13 protein-coding genes and 1 pseudogene are annotated in these 15,656 nt (G+C 65.1%); 12 read left to right on the forward strand and 2 right to left on the reverse strand.

Annotated features, from left to right (window positions below; translation table 11 throughout):
- Nucleotides 1-40: 40 nt before the first annotated feature.
- From JMY28_RS30310 to JMY28_RS30330, 5 genes are all read left to right on the forward strand, one after another.
- Nucleotides 41-970 carry a LysR family transcriptional regulator gene (locus JMY28_RS30310; protein ID WP_201699598.1) on the forward strand — a complete coding sequence of 310 codons (930 nt, stop codon included), beginning with the start codon at nucleotides 41-43 and terminating at the stop codon, nucleotides 968-970.
- A gap of 90 nt (nucleotides 971-1,060) precedes the next feature.
- Nucleotides 1,061-1,486: a MarR family winged helix-turn-helix transcriptional regulator gene (locus tag JMY28_RS30315; protein ID WP_201699624.1), complete on the forward strand. Its 426-nt coding sequence runs from the start codon at nucleotides 1,061-1,063 to the stop codon at nucleotides 1,484-1,486.
- A gap of 89 nt (nucleotides 1,487-1,575) precedes the next feature.
- The gene (locus tag JMY28_RS30320) at nucleotides 1,576-2,661 is read left to right on the forward strand and encodes an HlyD family secretion protein (protein ID WP_201699600.1); all 1,086 of its coding nucleotides are present in this window, start codon (nucleotides 1,576-1,578) and stop codon (nucleotides 2,659-2,661) included.
- Between the two features lie 64 nt (nucleotides 2,662-2,725).
- A complete protein-coding gene (locus JMY28_RS30325; RefSeq protein WP_236597119.1) occupies nucleotides 2,726-4,261 on the forward strand; it encodes a DHA2 family efflux MFS transporter permease subunit in 1,536 nt (511 codons plus the stop codon).
- Nucleotides 4,262-4,308: 47 nt separating this feature from the next.
- Nucleotides 4,309-5,742: an efflux transporter outer membrane subunit gene (locus JMY28_RS30330; RefSeq protein ID WP_201699625.1), complete on the forward strand. Its 1,434-nt coding sequence runs from the start codon at nucleotides 4,309-4,311 to the stop codon at nucleotides 5,740-5,742.
- A 29-nt stretch (nucleotides 5,743-5,771) separates the two neighbouring features.
- Here the strand turns inward: JMY28_RS30330 and JMY28_RS30335 are convergent, their stop codons facing one another.
- Entirely contained in the window at nucleotides 5,772-6,707 is a 936-nt protein-coding gene (locus JMY28_RS30335; RefSeq protein ID WP_201699603.1) for an AraC family transcriptional regulator, read from the reverse strand.
- 149 nt (nucleotides 6,708-6,856) lie between these two features.
- Between JMY28_RS30335 and JMY28_RS30340 the strand changes: the two genes are divergently transcribed.
- From JMY28_RS30340 to JMY28_RS30370, 7 genes are all read left to right on the forward strand, one after another.
- On the forward strand, nucleotides 6,857-7,393 hold the full coding sequence (locus JMY28_RS30340) for a carboxymuconolactone decarboxylase family protein (protein WP_201699604.1): 537 nt from the start codon (nucleotides 6,857-6,859) through the stop codon (nucleotides 7,391-7,393).
- Between the two features lie 154 nt (nucleotides 7,394-7,547).
- Nucleotides 7,548-8,741 (forward strand): thiolase family protein, encoded by a 1,194-nt coding sequence (locus JMY28_RS30345; RefSeq protein WP_407945556.1) that lies wholly within the window; start codon nucleotides 7,548-7,550, stop codon nucleotides 8,739-8,741.
- Between the two features lie 50 nt (nucleotides 8,742-8,791).
- Entirely contained in the window at nucleotides 8,792-9,226 is a 435-nt protein-coding gene (locus tag JMY28_RS30350; RefSeq protein WP_201699605.1) for a MarR family winged helix-turn-helix transcriptional regulator, read from the forward strand.
- Between the two features lie 127 nt (nucleotides 9,227-9,353).
- Nucleotides 9,354-10,712: a TAXI family TRAP transporter solute-binding subunit gene (locus JMY28_RS30355; RefSeq protein ID WP_201699606.1), complete on the forward strand. Its 1,359-nt coding sequence runs from the start codon at nucleotides 9,354-9,356 to the stop codon at nucleotides 10,710-10,712.
- Between the two features lie 227 nt (nucleotides 10,713-10,939).
- On the forward strand, nucleotides 10,940-12,379 hold the full coding sequence (locus tag JMY28_RS30360) for a DUF3300 domain-containing protein (protein ID WP_201699607.1): 1,440 nt from the start codon (nucleotides 10,940-10,942) through the stop codon (nucleotides 12,377-12,379).
- 26 nt (nucleotides 12,380-12,405) lie between these two features.
- Entirely contained in the window at nucleotides 12,406-13,347 is a 942-nt protein-coding gene (locus JMY28_RS30365; protein WP_201699608.1) for a DUF2950 domain-containing protein, read from the forward strand.
- 197 nt (nucleotides 13,348-13,544) lie between these two features.
- Nucleotides 13,545-14,132: a BPSL1445 family SYLF domain-containing lipoprotein gene (locus JMY28_RS30370; protein WP_201699609.1), complete on the forward strand. Its 588-nt coding sequence runs from the start codon at nucleotides 13,545-13,547 to the stop codon at nucleotides 14,130-14,132.
- Nucleotides 14,133-14,240: 108 nt separating this feature from the next.
- Here JMY28_RS30370 and JMY28_RS30375 read toward each other — a convergent pair.
- Nucleotides 14,241-15,463 (reverse strand): annotated as a pseudogene (locus JMY28_RS30375) (YeeE/YedE family protein).
- Nucleotides 15,464-15,656 lie beyond the last annotated feature (193 nt).

A 15,656-nucleotide genomic window follows, 5' to 3' on the forward strand; every position in this document is an offset into this window, starting at 1 on the left:
AACGCTTTAAGCTACGCCAACGCCACCCCTGCAAACGAACATGGACTATATCGACAGCCTGCGGATTTTCCGCTCCGTCGTCGAGGCGCGCAGCTTCACACGCGCCGCGGACATGCACAGCCTCACCACGCCCGTCGTTTCGCGCGCCATCGCGCGCCTCGAAAAGCGCCTTGGCAACCGGCTCTTTCATCGCAGCACGCGCGCCGTGTCGCTCACCGAGGCGGCCGAGCGCTTCTACGAAGGCTGCTGCCGCGTGCTCGACGACCTCGACGCGTTGGAGGCCGACGCCACTGTGCAAACGCGCGAAGCGAACGGCGTGCTGCGACTGGTCGCGCACACCACGGCCACCGTCAATCGCCTCGTGCCGCTCATCGCCAGCTTCAAGCGTGCGCATCCCAAGGTGACGCTCGACGTGATCCTCACTGAACGCCCCGTCGATCTCATCGCGGACGGCTACGATCTCGGCCTCGTGCTGCCGTTCATGCTCAACAACGAATCGACCGTCACGCGCCTGCTGGAGCGCATTCCGCTCGCGCTCGTCACGACGCCCGCGTATCTCGAAGAGCATTCCACGCCGAAGCATCCCGCCGACCTCGCCGACCACGTGTTCGTGCCGATGCCGCCTTCGATGCGCAAGCCCACCATCGCGTTTCGCGTGGGCGACGAGGAAGTCGTCGTGCCGCTGCACCATGAAATCGCCTCGAACAACCCCGAGTTCAACCGTGAGATGGTGCTGGAAGGCTTCGGCATCGGCATTCTCCCCGTCGCGCTGGTGAGGGAGGAACTCGAGGCGGGCAAACTCGTGACGGTGCTCGATGCGTACCCCATCGTCGATATGCAGATCGAGATTCGCCTCGCCTACACCACGCGCACGCTGCTGCCGGCGAAGGTGCGCGCGTTCATTGACCACGCCACGGCGTTTTTCGACGACGTGACGCACGACGCACCCTCCGAGGTGAATGGAAATTGAAAGCTATGCCGCGATTGTTGTCGCCGCGGCCATAATGTGATGCCGCGCGTAAGGCTTGATCGGGGTCCGATTGCCGACTACTCTGTGCATATGCACATCTATCAGTCTCCCGAGCACGACGATTGCTTTGCCGTACGCCAGGCCGCGCGGCATCTGTCGCAGCTTTATGAGCGGCACCTGAGCGCAGCGGGGCTCACGCCCACGCAGTTCAGCATACTCGGTGCGCTGGGTCGTGTGTCGAGCCTCACGATGGCGGAACTCGGCCGGTCGATGGTGATGGAGCGCACCACGCTCGTGCGGGCGTTGCGGCCGCTGTTGCGAGGCGCGCTCGTGGCCGACGCGCCGGACCTCGGCGGGCGCCGCCGCCGGCTCGCGCTCACGCAAGCGGGCCGTTCGCGGCTCGACGCGGCGCATGAACACTGGCGCGCGGCGCAGGATGAATTCGAGCGCCGCTTTGGCGCACAACGCGCCGCGTGGCTGCGACGCGAGTTGTTTCGCATCACACGGGCTGTCTAACGTTGCAGTGGAGTTGCGGGTTGCGTCGCGTTTGTTCATACCGCGGCCGTTTTTTTATCTTCAGTAGTGTATATACACAGGTAAACGTCATGTCGAGTCCTTCCACTCCCGTTGCGGTCGAGCCAGCGCAGGCGAGCGAGCGTGCGCGCATCTCGCGTATGCGTCTCGCGCTAGGCGCGGTCGCTCTCGTGCTGGCGGCCGCCGCCGGTTACTGGTTCTTCGTGCTGCGCTTCGTCGAGACCACCGACGACGCCTACGTGGGCGGCAACGTCACCGTGATGGCGCCGCGCGTGAGCGGCTTCGTCTCGGACATTCCTGTGCAGGACAACCAGCGCGTGCACGCGGGCCAGGTGCTGCTGCGCCTCGACTCGCGTGACTACGACGCAAAGCTCGCCCAGGCCAACGCGGAGCTGGCGAGCGCACGCGCCGCGGTCGACGAATTGCAGGCGAGGCGCACATTGCAGGAAGCGGTGATCAACCAGCACCAGGCCGAAGTGCGCGCTTCGAATGCGGAACTCACGCGCAGCGGTCAGGATGAGACGCGCTACCGCGAGCTGGTGAAAGACGACGCGGTATCGAGCCAGCTGGTCGAGCGTGCGGATTCCGACTACGCGAAGGCCCAGGCATCGGTTGCGCAAAGCGGTGCGGCGGTATTGGCGGCGCAACGCCAGCTCGACGTGCTGGCCGCGCAGATCAACGACGCGCAAGCGCGTGTCGCCACCGCCGAGGCCAATCAGCGCCTGGCACAACTGAACGTTGAATACACGACGCTGACCGCGCCTGTGGACGGCTATATCGGTAACCGCACGGCGCGCGTGGGCACGCTGGCCAACGTGGGCGCGCCGCTGCTTACCGTGGTGCCTGCCACGGGTCTGTGGGTGGACGCGAACTTCAAGGAAGACCAGTTGAAGAAGATGCACACGGGCGATCGCGTCGACGTGACGCTCGACGCAGCCAGCGGCACGTTGCACGGCACCGTCGAAAGCCTCGCTCCCGCCACGGGTGCGACCTTCAGCGTGCTGCCGCCCGAGAACGCCACGGGCAACTTCACGAAGATCGTGCAGCGCGTGCCGGTGCGCATCCGCATTGACGCCACCACGCCGGCGGGCCTCGAAGGCGCGCTGCGGCCCGGTCTTTCGGCGACCGTGAAGGTGCATCTCTCCGAAGCGCACTGAAGAGGCCATTGCGATGAACGCCACTACAATCGCCGACCCGACGCTCGCTCCGCATCTCCAGCCGATGGCGCAACGCGCCTTCGCCTTCGCGCTGATGTGCATCGGCTTCTTCATGGCCACGCTCGACATCCAGATCGTCGCTTCCTCGCTGCGCGACATCGGCGGCGGTCTTTCCGCGAGCCAGGACGAGCTTTCGTGGGTGCAAACGGCTTATCTGATTGCCGAGATCATGGTGATCCCCATGTCGGGCTGGCTCTCGAAGGTGTTCTCAACGCGCTGGCTCTTCGTGGCCTCGGCGGTGGGCTTCACCATCACGAGCATGCTGTGCGGCCTCGCCTGGGACATCAACTCGATGATCGTGTTTCGCGGCCTGCAAGGCGCGCTCGGCGCGGCGATGATCCCTACCGTGTTCACCACGGCTTTCGTGCTCTTTCCCGGCAAGCAGCGTCTCGTTGCCTCCACAACCATTGGCGCGCTCGCTTCGCTCGCACCCACGCTCGGGCCCGTGATTGGCGGCTGGATTACCGATCAATGGTCGTGGCATTGGCTCTTCTATCTGAACCTCGTGCCGGGCATTGCGGTGGCGGCGCTGGTGCCTAAGTACGTGAACATCGACAAGGCCGATCTTTCGCTTCTCAAACGTGGCGATTATCTCGGCATCGCACTCATGTGCGGGTTTCTCGGCTGCCTCGAATACGTGCTCGAAGAAGGCCCGCGCAAGAACTGGTTCGGCGACGACGTAATCGTCGCCTGTACGTGGATCTCGGCGATCTGCGGCTTTCTCTTCATCGTGCATGCGCTCACGGCGAAGGACCCGATCGTCGATCTGCGCGCGCTGCTCGTGCGCAACTTCGGCATTGGCAGCCTGCTTTCGTTTGTCACGGGCATCGGCATTTTCGTGGCGGTGTATCTCACGCCGCTCTTTCTCGCGGAAGTGCGCGGCTACAGCTCGCTGCAAATCGGTCTGTCGCTGCTTTCGGTGGGAGTGTTCCAGTTGCTCGCGCTTGGCGTTTATGCCTTCTCTACGCGCTATTTCAGCATGCGCGCGTTGATGCTGTTCGGGCTGATCTGCTTCGGGCTTGGCTGCTACCTGTATGTGCCGCTCACGCACGATTGGGGCTGGCAGCAGTTCCTCCTGCCCCAGGCGCTCCGCGGCATTGGCCAGCAGTTCGCCATTCCCCCCATCGTCACGATGTCGCTCGGCTCGCTGCCGCCTTCGCGCCTCAAGTCGGCGAGCGGCCTCTTCAATCTCATGCGCAATCTGGGCGGCGCGATCGGCATTGCCGTCAGCGCGACGATGCTCAACGACCGGCTCAACTTCCACTATCTGCGTCTGAACGAGAGCGTGACTGGCGGCGCGCCGCAGGTGCAATTGTTGCTGGCGGGCCGCACCGTTTACTGGTCGTCCGTGGCGGGCAATGCAATCGATGCTGCCGAAGCGGGGCTCGCGCAACTGCACGCACTGATTCTGCGCGAGGCGCTCGTGATGACGTTCTCCGATACGTTCTTCGTGCTCTCGCTTTGTTTCCTGTTTGCCATTGCGAGCGTAGCGTTCTCAAAGCCGATTTCGCTGGGCGCGCCGCCGCCCGACGCCCATTGAGGTGCTTCATGCCAACCCCGATAACCCCCGAACGCTCATCGAAGCCCATGCGCCTCGTGCTCTCCCTGCTTTCTGTGGCCGTACTCGCCGCTTGCGCGGTGCAGCCGGCGCAGCATCCCGACCTGCCCGCCACGGTGCACGAAACGGCGCCTGCGGCATGGCGTATCGACGCGCCGCAGGACGCCATCGAAGCGCGTGCCTGGTGGGCGCAGTTCGGCGATCCGACGCTCGACGCGCTGCTCGCCACGGTGCTCGAAGGCAACCTCGATTTGCAGGCCGCCGCCGAGCGCGTGAAGCAGGCGCAAGCGATCACCACGCAAAAGCACGCGGCGCTGCTGCCGCAACTCGACTTCACGGCGCAAGGCGCTTATGCGCGGCAGAACACGCCGCCGCCGCTCGGCTACGTGAAGCAGGCGGGCGCGGGTCTCGCGCTGAGCTGGTCGCCCGACGTATTCGGCGGCGAGCGGCTCGATCTGCTCGCGGCGCAAGCGAACCTCGTGGGCCAGAAGCATGCGCTCGATGCCGTGCGTCTCGCGCTGGCGGCGAATACGGCATCGGCGTATGTCGATCTGCGTTATGCACAGGCAGAGTTGAAGATCCTTCAGGACAACCTGGAGATTCGCAAGCGCACCTTGCTGCTTACGCAAGACCGCCTGAAATACGGCCTCTCGACGCAACTCGACGTAGCGCGCGCGCAGACGCAGCTAAGCGAACTGCAAGCACGCATCCCACGCGCGCAGGCTAGCATCGATCATCAGTTGAACCTGATCGCGGTGTACACGGGGCGCACGCCGGAGTCCGTGGCGCAGCTCGCGCTGGCGCAAACGGCGCCCATTCCTGGGGTGCCCGCGAGCGTGCCGCAGATACTGCCTTCCGAAGCCCTGCTGCGCCGCCCCGACGTGCAGGCCGCTTACGCCACCGTGCAGCAGCGCGCGGCGGAGGTGGGCGTGGCGCGGGCCGAGCGCTATCCGAAGTTCACGCTCAATCTCACGGACGGCATTCTCGCGGCGTCCTACCTCGGCATGCCCACGCTCACCGACAATCTCTTTAGCGCGGCGATTGGTGCGACGAGCCCGATCTTCAACGCGGGGCGCATCACGGCCGACATCGATCAGAGCGAGAGCCGCATGCGCGAGTCGCAGCTGAATCTGCAGCAGACCATGCTGCAGGCGTTGCGCGAAGTGGAGGATAGCCGCAGCGATCTCGTGAGCACGGCAAGTCAGACACAGCAGTTGAACGACGCGCTGGCTTCGTCGGCGCAATCGCTGAAGCTTGCCAACCAGCTTTACAAGGGCGGCGCCACGGACTTTCTCGACGTGCTGAGCGCGCAGCAAACTCTGCTCGCCGATCAGGACCTGCTCAACGACGCGCAGCGCGAACGCGCGCTCGCGGCGGTGGCGCTCTACCGCTCGCTGGGCGGCGGATGGAGCCAGAGCGGCGACGTGGTGCTCGCGCAGGAAGCGCCCGCGCACGGCGGTTAAAAGGCACCCACAGAGCCATGACCTTGAACTCAAGCGCCGGAAGCCGCCTCGTGAGCCAGCGAGCGCCACTGAGCAGGCGTCATGCCCACGTGGCGCTTGAAGCCGCGCTGGAAGGCGGCGTCCGACTGGTACCCCACGAATTCGCCGATCTCCGCCACGCTCTCGTTGCCTTGCGCGAGCATGCGGCCCGCGAGCGTCATGCGGATATCGGTGAGCACGTCCGCGGCCGAGCGGCCGATGGCCTCGTCGAAGTGCCGCGCAAACGTCGCGCGCGACATGTGGCAAAGCTCGGCCAACTCGGGCAGCGTCCAGGGCTTGCCGGGCGCTTCGAACATGGCGTCGATGGCGGGTTGCAGACGCGGGCGTTGCGCGAGCGCGAGCAGGCCGCGCGGCGGGGCGTCGCCGGCGCTGGCATAGCGCAGCGTGAGCCCGAAGAGCGCGCCCGAAAGATGGTTCACGAGCGACTCGCTGCCCGGCGCCGCCTCATAGGCTTCGTCGCGCAACAGCGCGATCAGGCGCACGAGACGCTCGGGCGGCTGCGCGCCATCGTGCGTGCTATGCACGACGAGGCGCGCGGGCAGATTCTCCCGCAGCAGGCGCTGCGGCACGGCAGGCAGCAGGAAGCGGCCGCACAGCACGTCGGCGGTGGCGCCATCGCCCGCATTCGTTTCGATGGCCACGCCGTTTTCCATGCGTTTGGCGACGGCGGCGGGCGCCGCGCCGCTGCCATCGTGCAGCACGTGCGCGCTGCCCGAGGGAAACAGCACGATGTCGCCCGCATGGAGCGCGACGGGCGCGCCGTGCGCATCCTCGACGATGGCGCGCCCGGCAATCAGCACGTGATAGCGGATCTCGCGCTCTTTCGCTCCGGGCTCATCGATGCGCCAGGGCGCGCCGAAATGGCAGCGTACGTCGAGGCGGCCGGCAACGGGCATCAGCGCGAGAAGGCGGCTCAGCAGATCCATGGTGGGCGAGTGAGACGATTGAGCATGAAGTCGCGCCATTCTGGCATTAAAAGCGCGACGGTGCGCGCATACACTGCATCCATGCCATCGACGATGGCAACGCGACACAGACAGCCGCTCGCGACCACGCAACGTTAAAGGAGCAAAACATGTCCCGTCTTTCCGCCATCAAGCCTGAAGCCGCCACCGGCGCCGCCGCCGAAATCTTTGCAAAGATCCGCAAGGCCGTGGGCAAGGTGCCGAACGCATACGCCACGATCGGCACGCATAGCCCCGAAGCGCTGGGCGCGCTGCTCAACGTCGAGGCCGTGATCGCCGCCGGCACGCTGTCGAAGCCCGATGTCGAAGCGATCAAGCTCGCGGTGAGTGAAGTGGCGGGTTGTGATTACTGTCTTGCGGCGCACACGCTGGCGGGTAAGTTCGCAGGCCTCGCGCCGGAAACCATGAAGGCGGTGCGCGCAGGGGATGCGACGGGCGACGCAAAGCGCGACGCGCTCGTGCACTTCGTTCGACTGCTGGTGACCACGCACGGCACGCTGCCCGAAGCCGAAGTCAGCGCGATTCGCGAAGCCGGTTATACCGAGCGTCAGATTGTGGAAATTGCGCTCGCAGTCACGTCGATTACGTTCACGAACCTCGTGAACCGCATCAACGACACGACGCTGGATTTTCCGGCCGCGCCGTAACGTAACGAAAACGGTTTTACCCACCCCGCGTGCGCTTGACACGACATCAATCGTGCCAGCGCACGCGAGCGCATGTTCCACAAAATCGTTTGAAAGTGTGCATATGCATACATAGAATGTAAGTGGAACGGCGTACACGAAAGGAGAGTTGTCCATGAGCAAGCTGAATTCGCGCGAGATCGTTTTGTGCCAGCCGGTGCGTACGGCAATTGGCGGTTTCAACGGTGCGTTCAAGGGCGTTGCGGCCACCGAGCTTGGTGCGGCGGCGGTGCGCGAAACGCTCGCACGCGCGAAGCTCGATCCCGCGCGGCTGGGCTCCGTGATACTCGGCAACGTGATCCAGGCGGGCAACAAGATGAATCCCGCGCGTCAGGCCGAGCTTGGCGGCGGCGTGCCGGTTCAGGTGCCCGCGCTCACGGTCAATCGCGTGTGCGGGTCCGGCGCGCAAGCCGTTGTGAGCGCCGCGCAGGAGGTGATGCTGGGTCTTTCCGACGTCGCGCTCGCGGGCGGCATGGAGAACATGGACCGCGCGCCTTATCTGCTGGACGGCGGCCGCTGGGGCTATCGCATGGGCAATGCCGAGATTCACGACAGTATGCTGCGCGATGGTCTCGTCGATGCGTTTTCGGGCCAGCATTCGGGTTGGCATACGGAAGACCTCGTGACGCAGGCCGCGCTTACGCGCGCGCAGCAGGACAACTGGGCCGTGCGTTCGCAGCAGCGCTTTGCCGCCGCACAAGCGGCGGGACGCTTCAAGGAAGAAATCGCCGCGGTCGAAGTGAAGGGCAGGAAGGGCATGGACAGCATCGATACCGACGAAGCGCCGCGCCCCGACACGACGCTCGAAGGGCTTGCGAAGCTGCGTCCCGCGTTTCGCCCGGACGGCACGATTACGGCGGGCAATGCACCCGGCCTGAACAGCGCGGCGAGCGCGATGCTCGTGGCCGAGCGCGGCTTTGCGGAAAGCGAGGGGCTCTCGCCGATGGTGAGGCTCGTGGCATGGGGCGTGGCAGCGGTGGAACCCGGCATGTTCGGCCTGGGCCCCGTGCCCGCCGTGCAACTCGCGTTGGGGCGCGCAGGGTGGTCGCTTGCCGATGTCGATCGCTTCGAGATCAATGAGGCATTCGCGGCGGTGCCACTCGCGGTCATGAAGCAGCTCGGCATTCCCGAGGACATCGTGAACGTGGAAGGCGGCGCGATCGCGCATGGTCACCCAATCGGCGCGACGGGTGCGATTCTCACCACGCGCCTCGCGTGGTCGATGCAACGCGACGGGCTGCGTCGCGGCGTCGTGACGCTTTGCATCGGTGGCGGCCAGGGTATCGCGCTCGCGCTCGAGAAAGTATGATGGCCGGGCCACGTGAGGCGAATTGGACTGGGATACAGGCGGGGAACACGATGACGAAGCGGATCACACGCGAGGAATGCAACTGTTTTGCGCTGCGGCAGGCGGCGCGTTTCGTCACGCAGCTTTATGAGCGGCACCTCTCGCAGGCCGACGTGACGGCCGCGCAGTTCACCATTCTCTCGCGCCTCGCGGGTCGGCCCGACGCCACGGCCGCCGAACTCTCCGACGACCTCGTGATGGACCGCACGACGCTCGTGCGCGCGTTGAAGCCGTTGCAGCGAGATGGCCTCGTGCTCACGGCGGCGGCCGGTCACGATACGCGCACGCTGGTCTACCGGCTAACGGCTGCGGGCTTGCGCCGTTATGACAAGGCGCATGCGTTATGGGTCGACGCGCAGGCCGAGTTCGAGCAGCACATGAAGCGCGACCGCGCGAAGGCGCTGCGCACCGAACTGTTTGCACTCACGAAAGCCGCAGCGGGCTGACACGACACTTACGCGAGCACGCGTTTCGTAAGCCATTCAGGCAAGGCGGCCACGCCAGCGATCAGATCTGGCGCGAAAATGGCATCATGAGAATTCCAGGAGTCTGACGCTTTGCCGCCGGGTTCTCATGAGACGATATCGATCGCCGCCACCTAACTTTCTGCGTGACCACGCGCATCCAGCCTGGCGCGATATTGCGCTGACGACGCTGCCCGTGGCCCTGTTCTGCGCGGTGGTGGTCGGTCTTGTCTTCTGGCTCGTCGACCCGGCGCCGCCGCGCACGATCACGATCAGCGCGGGCCCCGCCGACAGTTCCTTCATGCAGATGGCGCAAGCGTACCGCGCAATCCTCGCGCGCAACGGCGTCACGCTCAAGATCCTCGAGTCGGACGGCTCGGTGCAGAACCTGCACCGCCTGCTCGATCCGAAGCAACGTGTGGACCTCGCGTTCGTGCAGGGCGGGGTGGCCGACGGCGTGGACACACGTTCGCTCATGTCGCTCGGCAGCGTGGCCTATTTGCCTATCATCGTGTTCTATCGCGGCTCGGGCCTCACGCGGCTATCCGACCTCGACGGCATGCGCATCGCCATTGGCCGCGTGGGTAGCGGCACGCGCGAGCTTGCACTCAAGCTGCTCTCCGCGAATGGCCTCGACCCGGGCGGCGACTCGACTTTCCTGCCGCTCGACGGCATGGAGGCGGCCACGGCGCTCGTCTCGGGCCGCGTCGAGGCCGCCATGCTGAGCGGTGACTCGACCACGCGCGCTCTGATGCTGCGTCTGCTCGACATCCCCGGCATCTCGGTCATGAGCTTCGACGAAGCGCCTGCCTATACGCGGCTCTTTCCGTATCTGGAGAACGTCGACCTGCCGCCCGGTGTGCTCGATTTGCGCAGACGCCAACCACGCGAAACGGTGCACCTGATTGGCCCGACCGTCGAACTCGTCGCGCGCGACGCGCTGCATCCCGCGCTCTCCGATCTGCTTATCGAAGCGGCGGGCGAAGTGAACGGCGCGCCTGGACTGTTGCAGAGCGAAGGCCAGTTTCCGAACCCGGCGGTGCACGACTTCCGCGTGAGCGAGGACGCCACTCGCTATTACAAATCGGGCAAGAGCTTTCTCTATCGCGCGCTGCCGTTCTGGCTGGCGAGCGTGACGGACCGCTTGCTGGTGCTGCTGCTGCCGTTGGCCGTGCTCGTGATTCCCGCATTGCGCACGATACCGGCGCTGTATCGCTGGCGCGTGCGTTCGCGCATTTATCGCTATTACGGCGCGCTCATCGCCATCGAGCGCGACGCCCTCAAACATTCGAGCGAAGAAGAGCGGCGTGCGCTGGTCGAGGAACTCGACGAGATCGAACGCTCGCTCAACACGTTGCGCATGCCGCTCGCGTACGCCGACGCGTTTTACGTGCTGCGCGAACACGTCGGTTTCGTGCGTATGCATTTGCGTGCAAACGAGTCGCAATCGCACTCGAACGCGGTCTGATCGGTATTCACGTTAATGTTACGGTCAACGTAGTTTTCGGTCTCATTGATGCACGTCGCTTGATCGTACTGTTGCAACACTTCTTACGTTGACACTGCGTGTCTCTCCCCTTTATTTTGGGTAGTCACGCCGTAGCGGTTTCGAGATGTGACGTTCGCCCGAGGTTTGCGAATATTCGATCGCTACGCATATCAGAAACATCGTTCCGTAACCGGGAGGACCGTAACGTGAAAACATCCGGTGCAAGCCAGCGTCTTGCCTGGCTCGTGTGTGCCACACTCGCAGGCGCGCCGCTTTTCGTGGGGCCGCTTGGGCCCACTGCCGCGCTCGCGCAGAACGCGGCGCATCTTTCGAACCAGCAACTCGATTCACTCACCGCGCCTATCGCGCTCTATCCCGACGCGCTGCTCGCTCAGGTGCTCATGGCCACCACGTTCCCGCAAGACGTGTCCGCCGCCGCCGCGTGGACGAAGTCCAACCCGAACCTCAAGGGCGACGACGCGGTGAAGGCCGTGGCTTCCGAGCCCTGGGACCCGAGCGTGCAGTCGCTCGTGGCGTTCCCGCAGGTGCTTGCAACCATGGCTTCGAAGCCCGAATGGGTTCAGCAGATCGGCAACGCTTTTCTCGCGCAGCCCAACGACGTGATGGATTCTGTGCAGCGCCTGCGCGCGCAGGCGCAGAAGGCGGGCAACCTCAAGTCCAATGAGCAGCAGAAGGTCGTGGTCCAGCCGGCGTCGAGCACTTCGACCACGCAGACCATCGTGATCGAGCCTGCGAATCCGCAGGTGGTCTATGTGCCGACCTATAACCCCACGGTGGTCTATGGCGCGTGGCCGTATCCGGCCTATCCGCCGGTGTATATGCCGCCGCCTCCGGGTTACGCCATTGCCTCGGGTTTCGTGGGCGGCCTTGCGTTCGGAGCGGGCATCGCGGTCGCGAACTCGTTGTGGGGCGGCTTCAACTGGAACAACCATGACGTGAACATCAACGTCAATCGCTACAACAACGTCAACGTCAATAACCGCATCAACTCGAACAACGGCACGGCGAACTGGAATCGCAACGCCAATGTCGAGCGCCGCCAGAACTTCAACAACGCGAACCTGAACGGCCAGCACAACCAGTACCGCGGCTACGACCAGTCGCGCGAGCAGGCCATGCAGACTTTGCAGAACCGCACTGGCGAGAACATGAGCGGCAATGCTCAACAGAGGTTGCAAGGCATCCAGGAAGGCGGCCGCCCGAATGCCAACGGCGGCAACGGGCCGAACGGCAATCGCGGCAATGAGCTGAACAACCGCGGGCAGAACGGCGTGCAAAACGCAAACCGTGGCAACGAACTGAACAACCGCGGGCAGAACGGCGCGCAAAACGCAAACCGTGGTAACGAGCTGAACAACCGCGGGCAAAACGGCGCGCAAAACGCGAACCACGGCAACGATCTCAACAACCGTGCTCAGAACATGAATCGCGACAACGCGTTACGCGGCGCGGGCGACGGCGCCAATGCGCGCCTCGAACAACAACGCGGCCAGCAAAGCCGCGATGCGTTCCAGAGCCATGGCGGCTTCAACGGCGGCGGTGGCGGAGGCTTCCATGGCGGCGGTGGTGGCGGCGGGTTCGGCGGTGGCGGTGGTGGCGGCGGACGTCACTTCGGCCGTCGATAACGTTGAATATCATGAGGAGTCTAGAAATGATCCGCATTCCCGCACGCCGCCTGCCGCACGACTACGCGCTCGCGCTCGGCACGGCACTCGCGTTCTTTGGCGCGCCCGCACTGCTGCCGGCCTTGTTCGGTGGCGCCGCCTACGCGCAAGCCGTCTACGCCACGCCCGAAGCTGCCGCGAACGCGTTCACCGACGCACTCGCGACCAACGACCAGGGCGCCATGAAGCACGTGCTCGGCAACGATTTCACCGAGTTCATCCCCACGCAGAACATCGGCCAGGACGATATCGACGACTACCTTGGCGCCTGGGCGAAGGGCCATCGTGTCGTGCCCGACGCCAAGCCGGTTGCCGGCAAGGCGAGCGCTCACGTCGAGGTGGGCGACAGTGGCTGGACGCTGCCCGTCCCTATCGTGCAGTCGGGCAAGGGCTGGCATTTCGACCCGCGTGAAGGCGCGAGCGAAATTCTCACGCGCCGCATTGGCCGTAACGAGCGTGCGGCCATGCTCACCTCGCTCGCCTACGTCGACGCGCAGAACGACTATCGCAAGCTCACGCAGCACTACGCACAGCGACTCGTGAGCACGCCGGGCACGCACGACGGTTTGTACTGGCCGGTCGAGCCGGGCGAGACCGAGAGTCCGCTCGGACCGCTCGCGGCAGCCATGCCTGGCAATGCGAAGATCACGCCGAAGGAGGGGTATCACGGCTACCACTTCCGCGTTCTCACCGCGCAGGGTCCGCACGCGAGCGGTGGTGCGCGCAGTTATCTCGAGAACGGGGATCTGAGCGGCGGTTTCGCGCTCGTGGCCTGGCCGGCGCAATACGGCAAAACGGGCGTGATGAGCTTCATCATCAACCAGGACGGCCAGCTCTATCAGAAGAACCTCGGACCGGATGGCGCGCATACGGCGGCGGCGATCAAGGCATTCGATCCCGACTCGTCCTGGCAGGCCACCAAACCCTGAGTGGCGATTCGCCGTCCGCCCGGCGGCACGAATACTGACGTCGTTCTCTGACAGGCGCTCTATGCGGAATTCGGGCACAATCCAGCCACGGCGACGTGGCTGTCGCTCGAAGCGGGCTTTGGCCAACGGAAGCGGAGAGGTCGGGCATGCGGCTTGCTCAATCTTCCCCGCACTCTCATTCGTGTGGAGATAACCAAATGCAACGACGCAACTTCATGCTAACGGCGGCGGTGACCCTTGCCTCGGGCGGTCTCACGCTCGCAGGCTGTACCACCACCACGAATTCGAATTCCACGGCGTCGGAGAACATGTCCAAGCGGCAGTCGATCGACGCGTCTGTGGACGGCACCCTCTCGCGGCTGTATTCGACCGTGAAAGGCTCGCACGAACTCCTCGCGAAGTCGCGCGGCGTGCTGGTGTTCCCCGAGGTGATCCAGGCCGGCTTCATCGTCGGCGCGCAGTATGGCGAAGGCGCGTTGCGTGTGGGTGGCGCGACTGTCGGCTACTACAGCACCGCGTCGGGCTCGTTCGGCCTCCAGGCCGGCGCTCAGTCGAAGGCGCTCATCTTCGCCTTCATGACGCAGGACTCGCTCGACAAATTCCGCGCGACGGATGGCTGGGCAGCGGGCGCCGACGCTTCGGTCGCGCTCGTGACCGTGGGCGCGAACGGCGTGATCGATACCAACACGGCCACGCACCCGGTGGAAGCTTTCGTACTGACCAACGCGGGTCTGATGGCCGACGTCTCGCTGGCGGGCACCAAGGTCACGCGTCTGAATATCTGACGAGCTACGCTCCGGTAAAAAGCGCCGGATCATGTAAAAAGGGCAGGGCGTCAAGCCTTGCCCTTTGTCGTTTCTGAGCGGCTAGCACCGGAGCAGCCGCACGCCGCTTCAGCAACCCGTATTCTTCACGCGCTCGACTTCGAGGCCGAACAAGGGGCGCAGCTTCGTGCCGAGCACATTGCCCGCGAACGCGCACACGAGCCACAGCCAGCCGTGCAGGCTGCCCGAGACGATGCCGCTGAAATACGCGCCGATATTGCAGCCGTAAGCGAGGCGTGCGCCATAGCCGAGCAGCAGGCCGCCGATCACGGCCGCCACGAGCGAGCGCAGCGGAATGCGCCACACTGGCGCGTAGCGGCCCGCGAGCGACGCCGCGGCCATTGCGCCGAGCACGATGCCGATGTCCATGACGGTGGTGACATCGTGGCTCGCCGGGGCGGCGAGCGCGGCGGCGTTCGGTCCGGCCATCCAGTACTTCCAGCTCGCCACGTCGATGCCGAGTGAAGCGAAACCTTTAGCACCCCACAGCGCGAATGCCGAAGTCACCCCCCAGGGCCTGCCAGATAGCGCGAGCGTCGCGAAATTGAGGATCGCGAGCGCGACCGCGCCTGCAAGCAGCGGCCACGGGCCATGCAGCCACGGCGAGGTGTGCGGCGCGCGCGGCTCGTTGACGAGGCGGCCGTGGCGGCGCTTTTCGACGATCACGGTGAGCGCGGCGATGAGCGCGAACACCACCAGGTTGAGCGCAATGGCGGGCGCGGCGCCGAGCGCGTTCACGAACGAGAACGGCTTTAATTGTGGCATCGACGTCCAGAACGGCATGTGCGCGGTGGCGACCACCGAGCCCACGATAAAGGCGATGAGCGTCACGACCATGCGCGTGCTGCCGCCGCCCACGGTATAGAGCGTGCCCGAGGCGCAGCCGCCGCCCAGTTGCATGCCCACACCGACATGAACGCGCCGACGATGACCGAAGTGCCCGCGGGCGAAACCAGGCCCGTGACCGGATGGCCGAACAGCGTTCCTGCCGCTAGCGCCGGGAAGAACAGCAGCACGCCAATGGCGAGCATGACCATCTGCGCGCGCAGGCCGGCGCCGCGGCCGTCGGCGATGAACACGCGCCACGCGGAAGTGAAGCCGAACGCCGCGTGATAGAGCGTCATGCCGAGCAGCGCGCCGACCACGTAGAGCGCTGCCTGACGCGCGCTCACGGTCTGCGCGAGATACACCGCGCCGAGCGCGACGAGCAGGAGCGCGATGCCTAGCGGCTTGGGATTGATGAAGTCGAGTCGGCGCGGCGCGCGCGCGAGCGGCGTGGAGAAGTCGGACATAGGTGATCGGAAACAATTAAGGCTGTCGCGAAGCAGTCCAGTATAGAGGCAAGCCCCAGCGGGCGCAGCGACCGCAAGTGGTCCATCTTGAAGAATTGACAAATCGCGCCGAAAGTCTGTCGAACCTTCCTTCAGCGTATGCTGGCCTTCGGGAAATTACGGGAAAGTCTGTCGCGACTCCTCCACCATCGGC

The organism is Paraburkholderia hiiakae, from assembly GCF_904848665.1.
Taxonomy (GTDB): domain Bacteria; phylum Pseudomonadota; class Gammaproteobacteria; order Burkholderiales; family Burkholderiaceae; genus Paraburkholderia; species Paraburkholderia hiiakae.